The sequence below is a fragment of the Halobellus ruber genome, from assembly GCF_014212355.1.
Lineage (GTDB): Archaea > Halobacteriota > Halobacteria > Halobacteriales > Haloferacaceae > Haloquadratum > Haloquadratum rubrum.
In genome coordinates this window covers 404,780-416,984 of record NZ_JACKXD010000002.1, presented here as the reverse complement: position 1 = coordinate 416,984, position 12,205 = coordinate 404,780, and the positions used below count along the sequence as shown (strand labels likewise).

The 12,205-nt window shown below is 67.4% G+C and carries 11 protein-coding genes; 4 read left to right on the top strand and 7 right to left on the bottom strand.

All coding sequences use genetic code 11. From position 1 onward, the window contains the following. Positions 1-87: 87 nt before the first annotated feature. Positions 88-777, top strand: coding sequence for a hypothetical protein (locus H5V44_RS07080; protein WP_185192406.1), 690 nt, complete (start codon positions 88-90; stop codon positions 775-777). 37 nt (positions 778-814) lie between these two features. Here H5V44_RS07080 and H5V44_RS07075 read toward each other — a convergent pair whose 3' ends face one another. The 4 genes from H5V44_RS07075 to H5V44_RS07060 all read right to left on the bottom strand — a co-directional run bounded on the left by H5V44_RS07075 (position 815) and on the right by H5V44_RS07060 (position 5,395). After that, entirely contained in the window at positions 815-1,951 is a 1,137-nt protein-coding gene (locus H5V44_RS07075; RefSeq protein ID WP_185192405.1) for an ABC transporter ATP-binding protein, read from the bottom strand. Between the two features lie 96 nt (positions 1,952-2,047). After that, complete coding sequence (locus H5V44_RS07070; RefSeq protein WP_185192404.1) at positions 2,048-2,980, bottom strand: carbohydrate ABC transporter permease; 933 nt, start codon at positions 2,978-2,980, stop codon at positions 2,048-2,050. Next, on the bottom strand, positions 2,977-4,017 hold the full coding sequence (locus H5V44_RS07065) for a carbohydrate ABC transporter permease (protein WP_185192403.1): 1,041 nt from the start codon (positions 4,015-4,017) through the stop codon (positions 2,977-2,979). The genes H5V44_RS07070 and H5V44_RS07065 overlap by 4 nt, the downstream gene beginning before the upstream one ends. A 10-nt stretch (positions 4,018-4,027) precedes the next feature. Beyond that, positions 4,028-5,395: an ABC transporter substrate-binding protein gene (locus H5V44_RS07060; protein WP_185192402.1), complete on the bottom strand. Its 1,368-nt coding sequence runs from the start codon at positions 5,393-5,395 to the stop codon at positions 4,028-4,030. Between the two features lie 206 nt (positions 5,396-5,601). Between H5V44_RS07060 and H5V44_RS07055 the strand changes: the two genes are divergently transcribed. After that, positions 5,602-6,891 (top strand): MFS transporter, encoded by a 1,290-nt coding sequence (locus H5V44_RS07055; protein WP_185192401.1) that lies wholly within the window; start codon positions 5,602-5,604, stop codon positions 6,889-6,891. Positions 6,892-6,917: 26 nt separating this feature from the next. Here H5V44_RS07055 and H5V44_RS07050 read toward each other — a convergent pair whose 3' ends face one another. Together H5V44_RS07050 and H5V44_RS07045 are read right to left on the bottom strand one after the other, a co-directional pair. Further along, positions 6,918-8,516 carry an aldehyde dehydrogenase family protein gene (locus H5V44_RS07050; RefSeq protein ID WP_185192400.1) on the bottom strand — a complete coding sequence of 533 codons (1,599 nt, stop codon included), beginning with the start codon at positions 8,514-8,516 and terminating at the stop codon, positions 6,918-6,920. Between the two features lie 93 nt (positions 8,517-8,609). Then, positions 8,610-8,822 (bottom strand): YgaP-like transmembrane domain, encoded by a 213-nt coding sequence (locus H5V44_RS07045; protein ID WP_185192399.1) that lies wholly within the window; start codon positions 8,820-8,822, stop codon positions 8,610-8,612. A 237-nt stretch (positions 8,823-9,059) separates the two neighbouring features. Here H5V44_RS07045 and H5V44_RS07040 point away from each other — a divergent pair, with 237 nt between their 5' ends. After that, the gene (locus H5V44_RS07040) at positions 9,060-10,067 is read left to right on the top strand and encodes a sodium:calcium antiporter (RefSeq protein WP_185192398.1); all 1,008 of its coding nucleotides are present in this window, start codon (positions 9,060-9,062) and stop codon (positions 10,065-10,067) included. 531 nt (positions 10,068-10,598) lie between these two features. Next, on the top strand, positions 10,599-11,072 hold the full coding sequence (locus H5V44_RS07035) for an Lrp/AsnC family transcriptional regulator (RefSeq protein ID WP_185192397.1): 474 nt from the start codon (positions 10,599-10,601) through the stop codon (positions 11,070-11,072). On the opposite strand, the gene H5V44_RS07030 is transcribed toward H5V44_RS07035, so the two are convergent. Beyond that, on the bottom strand, positions 11,069-12,085 hold the full coding sequence (locus H5V44_RS07030) for an amidohydrolase family protein (RefSeq protein WP_185192396.1): 1,017 nt from the start codon (positions 12,083-12,085) through the stop codon (positions 11,069-11,071). The genes H5V44_RS07035 and H5V44_RS07030 overlap by 4 nt on opposite strands. Positions 12,086-12,205 lie beyond the last annotated feature (120 nt).

The window sequence follows — 12,205 nt, the reverse complement described above, 5'->3', positions numbered from 1 at the left end:
CATCGTTTTCGGCGCCGGCGCGGACTACCGCTGACGTGCCCCGGACGATCGACCCCCACAGCCACCCCGGTTCGACCCCGACGCGGGGTGGGTGAGTTGTTCGTCGACGCCCTCCGGTATCCGATCCGGGACAGAGCGCGGCTCGACGGGACCGTGAAGTGTCTCGTTTCGGTCCTGCTCGTCGGCGTGTTGGCCCGGGTCGCGGGCGCGCTGTGGCCCGACCTGGCGTTTCTGGTGCCGGCGGCGCTGGCTCTCGCCCCCGTTCTCGCGTTCTTCGGCCTCCTCGGGGGCGTGCTCGCCGGCGAGGGGTTCCCGGCCATTCGCGCGTGGTCGTCCCTGCGGCTCGCCGGGCGGCTGCTCGGCGTCACCGTAGCCTACCTCCTCCCGCCGGCGGTCGCGGTGGTGGCCGTCGGCTACGTCACCGGTACCGGCGTCGTTCCGGTCGCCGTCGAGGGCGTGACGGCCGCGACGCTTGCGACCGTTTCGCTGCTTGTCACCGTGATCTGTGGGTATCTGTTCCCGGCGGCTGCCGCGGTCGCCGTCGACGAGGGGCTCCGGGCCGGCCTCCGACGGGAGGCGCTCCGCGGGACCGCGCGCGGCGCGTACTTCCTCGCGTGGGTCGGCGCGGCGGTTCTGGTCGTCCTCGCGTGGAGCGTGCTCGCCACCACCGCCGCACGGAGCCTCGCGGCGCTCGTCGGCCTCTGTCTGTTCACGTACGCCCACGTCGCCGCCGCCGCGCTCGTGGCCGAGGGCGCCGGTCAGACGCGCGTATGGTGATGTGAGGGGCCGATCGGCGGCGTCGTTCCGCGGTCCGTCAGCCCAGTTCGGCCGACAGCGTCTCCGATTCCAGCGACCGGTTGTGGAGCGCCTCGCCCGTCTCGCGGTCGAAGATGTGGATCGCGTCCTCGGGGATCCGCGCGGTCACGGCGTCGCCGGCGGCGATTCTGGTGAACCCGTCGGCGGTCGCGATCAGCGTTTGATTGCCGGTCTCGAACCGGAGGTGGACGGTGTTCTCGTCGCCCATCGGCTCTACGACATCGACGACGGTCGCGAAGTCGTGGTCGTTGCTCACCCGCTCGGCCAACTCGACGTCCTCCGGGCGGATCCCGAGGACTAAGTCAGTCGCCCCCTCGAGGGACGCCCGGATGTCCGGCCCGACGGGATACTCCAAGGCGTCGCCGACGAGGACGCCGTCCGCGTATCGCACGTCGAAGAAGTTCATCGACGGCTCGCCGAGGAAGCCCGCGACGAACTGGTTTGCGGGTTCGTGGTAACACTCCAGTGGAGTGGCCACCTGCTGGAGCCGACCGTCGTTGAGGATGGCGATCCGGTCGCCCATCGTCATCGCCTCCGTCTGGTCGTGGGTCACGTAAACCGTCGTGACGTCCAAGTCCTCCTGGAGGCGCTGAAGCTCGGTCCGCATCTGGGCTCTGAGTTTCGCATCAAGGTTCGACAGCGGCTCGTCCATTAGAAACACCTCGGGGTCCCGGACGATCGCGCGCCCCAAGGCGACGCGCTGCTGTTGGCCCCCCGAGAGGTCGGTCGGCTTCCGGTCGAGGAGGTTCGGGATCCCGAGGAGTTCGGCCGTCTCCGACACCATCTCCGCGATCTCGTCGTCCGGAAGATCCGTCGACTCCTCGAGCCCGAACGACATGTTCTCCCGGACGGACATGTGCGGATACAGCGCGTAGGACTGGAAGACCATCGCGATGTTCCGCTCCTGAGACTTCACGTCGTTGATGACGCGGCCGTCGAGCGAGACGGTGCCGGCGGTGATCGACTCCAGTCCCGCGACCATCCGCAGCATCGTCGACTTCCCGCAGCCAGACGGGCCGACGACCACGAGAAACTCGCCGTCGTCGATCGCCATCGAAATGTCGTCGACGGCGACGATCTCGCCGTTGTCGTCCTGAAACGTCTTCGTTATCGAATCGAGTTCAAGCGTTGCCATATCTTTGGGTTGAGGTCTCGGTCAGTGGGTCGTTCCCGCGGCACGTCTCGCTGTCGGTTCCGGCGCCGCCGAGTGCCGTCCCGGGACGCGTCCGGTTCACGCCGACACCCCCTCGGCGAACTCCTCGCCGAAGAAGATGTACACCGCGAGCGTCGGCAGCGCCGCGAAGAACGCTCCCGCCATCCGGAGCGCGAAGTCCTGTCCCTCCAGCGAGGAACCCAGCCCTGCGAGGATCAACACGACGGGCGCCGCCGGGCTCGACTCCGTGGAGACTAACACCAGCGTGAAAAGCAGGTCGTTCCAGATCTGAGTGAACTGGTAGATGAGCACGACGGCGAACATCGGCCCCGACAGCGGGAGGACGATCCGGCGGTAGACGCGGCGGAGCGACGCCCCGTCGAGGCGGGCGGACTCGATCATTTCGGTGCTCATCGTCTTGTAGTACGTCCGGAACAGGAGCGTACAGATCGGCAGCCCGTAGGCGACGTGGGTGATCACCAGTTCGATGATCCCCGCGTAATCGTTGGGGATGCCGAAGCCCCAGAGGAACGACAGCAGCTGGGTGAGTTGGACCCACTGCGACCAGAACTGCGTCAGCGGCACCAACACCGCCTGGTAGGGGATGAAGATCCCGGCCACGATGAGCGCGATCAGCGGCGCCTTGTACGCCCGGCTCCAGTTCGGCATCGTCAGCCCGTAGGCGGTGATGCTGCCGAGCACCGCCGAGAGGACGGTGGCGGGGACGGCGTACAGCAGGCTGTTGCCCATCCCGCGCAGCAGCGCGTCGATTGCGGCCTGCCACTTCTCAAGGGTCACGCCCTCGCCGCCGGGCGGGGCGAACGGCGCCGTCTCGATGATCGCGGTGTTGGTCTTGATCGACGTGACCAGCCCGGACTCGATCGGCACGAGGTAGAAGCCGGCCATCGCGACCAACACGGCGTACAGGAGGATCTCGGCCGGGCCCGTCTGTTCGATACTCCGACGGAGTCGCGCCGCACGGGTCGCGCGGCGCACGTTGGCGTCGCTCATAGGTTATCCCTCCGGTACTCGTAGACGAGGTACGGCCCGATGACGCCCAGCGCCATCGCGAACAGCACGATCGCGATCGCCGCCCCGTACGCCCAGTTGAGGTTCGCGTACGCTTCACGCACCATCTTCGTCGCCAGGATGTCCGCGCCGTTGGGTGGGCGGTAGCCGCCAACGAGCGAGTAGAGGAAGTCGAAGGCCTTCATCCCGAACACCATCAGCACGACCGCGGCGCTGATGGTCGCACCTTTCAGCTGCGGGATGATCACCCGCCAGTACATCTTCAGCGTCGACGCGCCGTCGACCTGGGCCGCCTCGTAGTGTTCGGTGGGGATCGCGCGGAGCCCCGCGAGGTACACGACCATCGCGTACCCCGAGAACTGCCACATCAACGCGAAGATGACCGCCCAGAGCACGATCGTCTGGTTCCCGAGGAAGCTGATCGGGCCGATCCCGACGACGCCGAGCAGGAGGTTCACGATCCCGTTGTTGAAGTTGTACATCCACAGCCAGAACTGCGCGGTCACCACAAACGAGAGGCTCATCGGCAGGAGGTAGATCGTCCGGAAGGCGTTCTCGAAGCGGATCCCCCGGTCGATCAGGATCGCGAGGACGAGCCCCACGGCGAGCGTCGCGCCGGTGAACGCGACAAGCAGTATCAGGGTGTTGACCGCGGCATCGATGAACCCCGTATCCCCGAGCGCCCGGGCGTACATGCTGAAATCGAGGTTGCTGTAGTCGGGCGCGTTCGCGAAGCCCTGGTACTCGGTCAGGGAGATGAGCAGGTTCCAGATGATGGCGCCGTAGACGAAAAGCGCCATCAGCAGGAACGGCGGCAGCCAGAACAGCGAGGACTCGAAGAAGTCGCTCCCGAACCGCCGGTCTACCGCCGCGCCGGCGCGGGCGAGCGGGCCCGGTTCCGACTCCGAGCCGGGATCCGGAGCCGAGCGGTCGCTCACGACGCCGCCGTCAGTGCGCGCCTCGTCATCCTGCGATGACCGACCGAGAGCGCCGGACAGCCGACGGTAGAGGTCGAACATACGGCGACGGTCAGTTCGACACTGCGTCCAGGAAGCCCTGCGTCGCCGCGTCGACGTTGTACGGGCCGGTGAACTCCGAGGAGATGACCTCGTTGAGCTGGGTCATCGTCTCGGAGGGCACCGCGAGCCCGTGCTGGAGCGTCGGGGGCCGATTCTCCGCTTCGGCGAAGTCCTTCGCGGTCTCCTGGAGGTACGGACCGAACTGGTCCATACTCACGTCGGTCCGGGTCGGGATCGACCCCTTGAACTGGTTGAACGCGATCTGTGCTTCCTCGCTGCCGACGAACGCCTCCCAGACCGTCGAGGCCTCGGGGGTCGGGTTGTTCGACGGGTAGAGGAACGAGTCGAAGTGGAGGGTGTACATCCCCTCCGTGCCGGGGAAGGTCTTGAAGCCCCAGTCCTCGTCGTAATCGAAGTCCTCGGCGTTCCGGAACGCGCCCGCCGCCCAGTTGCCCTGGTGGATGAACGCGGCGTTGCCCTCGATGATGTTCTGGTTGGACTCGGTTAGCCCGATCGAGGCGGCGTCCTCGCTGATGTAGTTCTCCAGCATCTCCGCGGTCGTCTCGAACGCCGCGCGGACATCGCTCTCGGAGCCTTCGCCCCCGATGAAGTCCATATAGGACTGATAGCCGTTGACGCCGAGCATCACGGCGGCCCACAGCTGGGTCGTCGTCCACGTGCCCGACATCGCGTGGGTCATCGGGACCGCGTCGGTCTCACTTTGGACCGTCTCGAAGGCGTCGATGAGCGCCGAGGGGCTCGTCAGCGAATCCACGTCGATGCCGGCCTCCTCGACGACCGAAACGTTGTAGAACAGGCAGTTCAGGCGGTGGGATCCGAGCGGGACCGCCCGGTAGCTCCCGTTCTGCTTGTGGAGGTCGATGGCCTCCTGGATCATCACGTCCTCGAAGTTGTTCTCCTCCCAGACGTCGTCGACGCTGCCGAGGACGCCCTCGTAGCGCAGGAGGTTCGGGCCCGGCCAGTTGGCGAACGACCCCGGCGGGTCGTTGCTCTGGAGCCGGTTCGCAACGACCGCATCCAGGTTCTGGTTCCCGCCGCCGCCGATCGGGTTCATATCGAGCTCGAAGTCGTCGACGTTCTCGTCGAACGCTTCCGCGAGTGCGTCGGCCGCCTTGGCGCCGTCGCCGCCGGTCCAGCCGTGGAGCACCTCGACAGCGGCGCCGGAGCCGCCGCCCCCGCCGTCTCCGCCGTCTCCGCTACCTCCGCCGTCTCCGCTACCGCCGCCGTCTCCGCCACCGCCGCCGTCTCCGCCACCGCCGCCGCTGCAGCCGGCGATTCCTGCGAGCGCCGCAACACCCGACGCTCGAATGAACGTTCGTCGGGACGGCAACCGTCCGTCGTCATCTTGGCTAGACATATCCGTCCTAATTATTACTACACATCGTAATAAATTTTTATTTTAACGGTTCCCTCGGGATTGGCTGTAAATACCGGGAGCACGACACTATCGTGTGAACATATGCATTGATCGATAATGACGTTTGCGGCGTCGTGTCGCCCGCGACGGCGAGTGCGGTCGTGCGGCCGGTACCTTTGATTGGATGCGGTGTCAACTGTGCGTAGATGCGCGACAGCTCCGTGCCGGACGCCCGCATCCTGTCGCTGGCGATCGCGCGGATGGTCAGCGCCCTGGCGAACTCGTTTCTGGTCGTCGTGCTTCCGCTCTACATCGGGAGCGGGGCGGTGCGGCTCCCGGCAGTCACCGGATCGACCGCGACCGTGTTCGGCGTCGGAATCGACGTCAGCGTGGAACTGTTGATCGCGATCGTGTTGTCGGTGTTCGGGTTTCTCAACAGCCTGAGCCAGCCGCTCACCGGATCCGTCTCCGACCGCACCGGGCGCCGGAAGGTGTTTCTCCTCTTCGGGCTCGGCCTCGTCGCGACCGGGAGCGCGGGCTATCTGCTCTTCACCGACTACCTGCTCGTACTGGCGATGCGCGGGCTGCAGGGCGTCGGCGCCGCGTTCTCGATTCCGATCGCGGTGGCGCTCGTCAACGAACTCTCCGACTCGGCGGAGCGCGGGAACAACTTCGGCCTGTTCAACACGTTTCGACTCCTCGGCTTCGGGATCGGCCCGCTGGTCGCCGGAGTCGTCGTCGCAAGCGGCCCCTACGCCGTCTTCGGCCGACCGGTCTCGGGGTACGACGCCGCGTTCCTGGTGGCAGTTGCCGGCGCCGTGGTGAGTTTCGGCCTCGTTTCCCTGCTGATCACCGACCCCGAGCCGACCGAAACCGCGGGCGAGGGGCTCTCGGTCCGCGTCCGCGGCGAGGACGGGGGGCTGGATCCGGTGTTCGCACTCGCGCTCGCGACGATCGTGATGGCGCTGTCGATCGCGATCTACGCCCCGCTGGCGAACGTCATCAACGAGCGGCTCAACCAGGGCAGCTTCCTGTACTCGATCCAGTTCGGCGCGTCGATCCTGGCGAACGTGCTGTTCCAGCTTCCGATCGGCCGGCTCAGCGACCGGTACGGTCGGCGGCCGTTCCTGGTCGCCGGCTTTCTCCTCCTTTTGCCGACGACCCTGGCACAGGGGCTCGTCACCTCCTCCAACGCGATGATCATCGCCCGCTTCCTCCAGGGCGTCGCGGTCGCGGCCGTGTTCGCCCCGTCGCTGGCACTCGCCGGGGACTTGGCGCGCGAGGGGGCGTCGGGGTCGACGCTGTCGCTCCTGACGATGGGGTTCGGGCTCGGCATCGCCTCGGGGATCCTGATGGCCGGCGTTTTAGTCAGTTTCGGGTTCGTGGTTCCGTTCGCGGTGGCGACCGGGGCCGGCGCCGTGGGGTTGGGGCTGATCGTCACACAGGTCGCGGAACCCGACAGGGGCGATTCCGTCGCTGCCCCGGCTGCCGACTGAGGCAGGTCAGCACGACGGTCCGGCGATCACGACCGGCCGACGTCCTCGACGACGGTCCGGCTCTGCTCGCGCATAAACTGCGGGAGGTACCAGTAGCCGCCGGCGAACTTGCCGGTCGTCCCCGACGCCTTCCACCCGCCGAACGGCTGGGCCTGCACGAGCGCGCCGGTGGTCGCGCTCCGCTCGCGGTTCACGTAACACATCCCCGACTCGATCCGATCCAGCCAGGTGTCGACCTCGTCGGGATCCTCCGAGAACAGCCCGGCACAGAGGCCGTAGCTGCTGTCGTTGGACTTCCGGATGGCCTCGTCGAGGTCCGATACCGGGTGGATCGTCACGAACGGGAGGAAGTGTTCCTCGCGTGCGAGGTCGTGGTCGTGGGGGATTCCACGCACGACGGTTGGCTCGACGAACCGGCCGGCGGAAAGCTCCGGCGACGACACGACCGACCCGCCGGTGAGGACCTCCCCGTCGCGCCGGGCGATCTCACAGATCTCCCGGTAGCGTTCGAGGGCGTCGTCGTCGATGAGCGGCGAGACGAACGCCTCGGGGTCCCGGGGCCGACGGATCGGGAGGTCCTCGGCGGCCGCGACCAGCTCCCGGGAGAACGCCTCGACGATCCCCTCGTCGACGTACACCCGGGAGGTCGCCGAGCACTTCTGGCCGCTGTAGCCGAACGCGCCGTTTGCGACCCCCGAGACCGCCTTCCCGAGGTCCGCCGTGTCGGTGACGACCACCGGGTTCTTCCCGCCCAGTTCGGCGATCACCGGGCCGCGCTTGTCGAGTTCGATGAAGGTCCGCCGGATCCGGTCGCCGACGGCCCTGGAACCGGTGAAGACGATCCCGTCGACGTCGTCGTGTTCGACGAGCGGCGTTCCCACCGCGCGGCCGCCCCCGGTGACGAGGTTGAGCGCGCCGTCGGGCACGCCCGCGGCCGAGAGGATCTCGACGACCTTGTGGCCGATCAGCGGGGTCGCGCTCGCGGGCTTTGCGACGACCGCGTTGCCGGTTATCGCCGCGCCGGCGGTCATCCCGGTGAAGATCGCACACGGGAAGTTGAACGGGCCGATCACGCCGAAGACCCCGTACGGTTCGAGGCCGTTCGAGCAGTGCTGGCCGGGGGTCGGCTCGCCGGTGTCGTACTGGTAGCCGTCGTTGCGGTCGAGCTCCCGGCTGTAGAACCGGAGGAAGTCGATCGCCTCGTCGACGTCGGCCATCGCCTCGGCGCGGGTCTTGCCGTTCTCGATCGTCAGCGTCGCCGCGAGCTCGAACTTCCGGTCGCCCATTCGCTCAGCGGCGCGGCGGAAGATCGCAACGCGCTCAGATACGTCGTACGTCCGCCACGCCTCGAACGCCGCCGTGGCCGCGTCGACGGCGTCGTCGACGTGGTCGGCCGTCCCGGCGGCGAACGTCCCGATCTCGAGGTCGGTGTCGGCGGGGCTTGTGACTGTGAACTCCTCGTCGGTGGCGACTTCCTCGCCGTCGATCACGAGCGGGTGGGAGGCGCCCAGTTCGGATTCGACGGCCGCGATCGCGTCGTCGTAGGCGTCGTGGAACTCCGCGACGGCCCCGCGCTCTCGGTGCGCCGGCAGCGTCAGTTCGTTTTCGAACGGGTGGGGCTGCATACGGGCTCTACGGGAGCCACCAGTATGACAGTGTCCATCTATAAGAAATCTGACAGTACGGCGCGTCGACGGCGTCCGGACGGTCGGCTACCGTCAGTCGCCGGTGGTGTCGACGCCGAGCGCCCTGTTCATTCCGCAGAAGCAGGTGACGGCGTTGAAGCCGAACCCGACGGCGCCGAGCGCCGCGAAGACGCCGAGCCGCCGTCGCCCCGACCCGAGGAGGGCGACGGTGAGCAGCGCCAGGAGGGCAGCGAGCAGTGCGCGGGCGAGGCGGTCGCGTCCGCCGACGTTCTCGGGGAGGTTCATACTCCCGTATCCGGGCGGCTGGAACTTACGTCTTCATACTGTCGGCTACAGTCCCGTGACGGATTTCGACACCCCGGGGTGTCGAAAACCTTTACGCAGTTATACCCAACAGTATCAGGCCGACGGGCGGGCGGCGCGACCCCGGGCGCCGCACTGTGGGTCGACAGCGCGCCGACTCGGCCGGCAGCCTGCTCCGGAGGAACACGCCTTTCCGTGCGTTCCGCGAGGGTGGTACCGATGGCCGTTGTAGTCGGTTCGATCGGCTTGGTCGCCGTATCGACCCTCGTCATCTGGAAGGGCAGCGAGTACTTCGAGCGGGCCGCCGAACGGCTCAGCGGATTCTACGGGCTGCCGGTGGCGGTCCACGGCGCGGTGGTGGTCGCCGTCGGCTCCAGCTTCCCGGAGCTGAGTTCGGTTATCATCAGTACGGTCGTCCACGGCGAGTTCTCCCTCGGCGTCGGTGCGATCGTCGGGAGCGCGATCTTCAACCTGCTCGTGATCCCGGGGGTCTCGGCGATCTTCAGCGAGAACCTGGACTCGAACCGGAGCCTCATCCACCGCGACACCCAGTTCTACATCATCAGCGTCCTGTTGCTGTTCGTCGTCTTCGCGCTGGGGGCGACCTACGTGCCGGGTGGGACCAACCGGGCGGCGATCCTGACTCCGGGGTTGGCCCTGATACTGCTCGCCACGTACGCCGTCTACCTCTTCCTCCACCAGCAGGACGCAAGCGGGTACGTCGGCGCCGACGCGCCCGCGATCAGCCCACGCCGCGAGTGGGGCGTCCTGGCCGTGTCGCTGGTCGTGATCGCGGTGGGCGTGGAGGGCCTCGTCCGCGCCGCCCTCTCGCTCGGGGAGACGTTCGGCACGCCGTCGTTCCTGTGGGGGCTCACCGTGATCGCGGCCGCGACGAGCCTCCCCGACGCGTTCGTCAGTGTCAGCGCCGCGAAGGACGGCGACAGCCTCACCAGCCTGACGAACGTCCTCGGGAGCAACACGTTCAACCTTCTGGTGGCGATCCCCGTTGGGGTCCTGCTCGCGGGGTCTGCGACCATCGACTTCCTGGTCGCGGTGCCGACGATGGGGTTTCTCGGCCTCGCGACGCTCGTGTTCATCGTCTTCACCCGGACCGGTCTCGAGCTGACCGACTGGGAGGCCTACGGGTTTCTCGGGCTCTACGCCGTGTTCCTGGTGTGGATCACCCTGGAGTCGATCGGCGTGATCGAGACCGTCCGGGGGATCTGAGTCGGGGAGGAACGTCCTACGCGGCCACGATCACGGCCTCTTCGGCGGCGAACGCGACGGTAGCCGGGTTGTAGTTATCAGTGAAGGCCGCGCTCGTCGTGAACGGGAGTCGCTCGATGTCGTCGATCCCGTCGATATCGTCCGGGTCGATCCCGTGGTCGTCGAGGCGGTCGCGGTAGTGCGGGGCGTTCCCGTAGGCGGGGGCGACCGTCTCAGCGAGCCGTGGGTCCGTGAGCGCTCCGGACTGTGCGTTCGGCTCTCACGCCCGTAGCCGATCGTTTCGACGGACGCCGGTTCATACTGTCGGCTATAGTCGCGTGAAGGATTTCGGCACCCCGAGGTGCCGAAAATCTTCACGTAGTTATAGCCAACAGTATCAGTTCCTTGTCCGTCCGCGGCGGCACTGGTTAGTTAGGACCGGGATCGGGACGAACGAGGGCAGAAGGGAGTAACCGACTGGCGAAGCCGCGGTCGGCCGGGCGGCCCCCGACAGGGTACAAGATAAAGTGGCCGTGCCGCGGAGGTACGGGTATGGCCGACGACGCGACAGACGACGTCGACGAGGCGATCCTGTACGCGCTGCAAGAGGACGCCAGGAACGTGTCGTCCGGTGACATCGCCGAGCGGACCGGAACCTCCGGCAGCACCGTCCGCAAGCGCATCCAGCGGCTGGAGTCGGAAGGCGTCATCAAGGGCTACAGCGCGGAAGTCGACTACCAGAAGTCGGGGTACCCGCTCCGGATGTTGCTGTTCTGTACCGCGTCGATCCCCGAGCGTGGCGACCTCATCCCCGACATTCTCGAAATCGACGGCGTGGTCTCCGTCCAGGAGCTGGTCACCGGCGATCAGAACCTGCTGGTGACCGCCGTCGGGGAGTCCGACAGCGACATCACGCCCGTCGCACAGGAACTCCTCGACATGGGCCTGACCGTGGCCGACGAGGTCCTGGTCCGGAGCCACGAGACCACGCCGTTCGGGCGGTTCGACCCCCGAACGGACGCTTAGCGCACGACGCGGGCGACGTCGAGCCCGGTCGCGCGGCGGACGACCGCCCGGATCGGGTCCTCGGTTCCGGCGAGGTTGTCGGAGTCGCCGTCGATCACGAGGAGTTCCGCCCGCTTGCCCGGGGCGATGACGCCGCAATCCAGCCCGACCACCTCCGCACCGGCCCGCGTCGCCATCCCCAGCACCTCCGTAGCGGTCACGTCGAAGTGCTTGGCCGTGTAGGCCATCTCCCGGAACATCGACGGGGGGTTCAACATCACGTTGTCGGTCCCCAGCGCGACGGTCGTGTGGTCGAGCAGGTCCCGGATCGGCGGTTTGCCGACGCCGAGGACGGTGTTCGCGCGGGGACAGACCGCGACCGGTACGTCGTCGGCGGCGACGCGGCTCAGGTGCTCGCCCTCGGCGTGGATCATATGCACGAGCAGGTCGGGGTCCAGGTCGAGTGCGGGATGGATGTCCGTCGCGTCTGGTTCGCCGGCGTGGATCGCAAACGGCACGCCCCGCTCGGCGGCAGCGGCGCGTTCCTCGGCGAAGTCGTCGTCGTTCGCCCCGCTGGCGCCGTATCCGTCGGCGATATCCAGAACCGAAGGGTCACCGCTGCCGAAGATGAACGGGTCGAACTCCACCGGCCCGGCGGCGTCCCGTAACGCGCGGGCGCCGGCCGGACCCGACTCCCGGAAGTCCAGACACCGCGCCGTGCCGGTGCGGTGCATGAACCGGAGCGTCCGCCGCATCGCCGCCACAAGGTCCCCGCGGTCGGCGGTAGCCAGCCGCCGGTGCTTCAGGCTGTTCGGGGGCGCGACCGCCTCACCGAGCGAGAGTCCGACCGCGGCCTCCTTCGCGACGGAGTCCCCCAGATGCGTGTGGGCGTTGACGAACGCCGGGAGAACGATGTCGGTCGAGTCGGTCCCGGTCTCCTCTATCGCCTCGATTCGGCCGTCCTCGACGACGACACGCCCGGAGACCGGATCGAACGAGTCCCCGACGAGCACGGTCCCCGCTACCTCCTCCATACCTGAAACCCGCACGCCCGTGATGATATGGTTTTCTACCCGCCGCCGTCAGGGGTCACCCGCCGATGACCATCACGTTCTATAATACACTTTTTTGGAACGTTCTGGTAATTTAGATAG

Excerpts from the sequence above, each read along its gene's own strand:
- H5V44_RS07075 (WP_185192405.1), bottom strand. The coding sequence starts at position 1,951 with ATGGCAACGCTTGAACTCGATTCGATAACGAAGACGTTTCAGGACGAC.
- H5V44_RS07070 (WP_185192404.1), bottom strand. The coding sequence starts at position 2,980 with ATGAGCGACGCCAACGTGCGCCGCGCGACCCGTGCGGCGCGACTCCGT.
- H5V44_RS07065 (WP_185192403.1), bottom strand. The coding sequence starts at position 4,017 with ATGTTCGACCTCTACCGTCGGCTGTCCGGCGCTCTCGGTCGGTCATCG.
- H5V44_RS07060 (WP_185192402.1), bottom strand. The coding sequence starts at position 5,395 with ATGTCTAGCCAAGATGACGACGGACGGTTGCCGTCCCGACGAACGTTC.
- H5V44_RS07055 (WP_185192401.1), top strand. The coding sequence starts at position 5,602 with ATGCGCGACAGCTCCGTGCCGGACGCCCGCATCCTGTCGCTGGCGATC.
- H5V44_RS07050 (WP_185192400.1), bottom strand. The coding sequence starts at position 8,516 with ATGCAGCCCCACCCGTTCGAAAACGAACTGACGCTGCCGGCGCACCGA.
- H5V44_RS07045 (WP_185192399.1), bottom strand. The coding sequence starts at position 8,822 with ATGAACCTCCCCGAGAACGTCGGCGGACGCGACCGCCTCGCCCGCGCA.
- H5V44_RS07040 (WP_185192398.1), top strand. The coding sequence starts at position 9,060 with ATGGCCGTTGTAGTCGGTTCGATCGGCTTGGTCGCCGTATCGACCCTC.
- H5V44_RS07035 (WP_185192397.1), top strand. The coding sequence starts at position 10,599 with ATGGCCGACGACGCGACAGACGACGTCGACGAGGCGATCCTGTACGCG.
- H5V44_RS07030 (WP_185192396.1), bottom strand. The coding sequence starts at position 12,085 with ATGGAGGAGGTAGCGGGGACCGTGCTCGTCGGGGACTCGTTCGATCCG.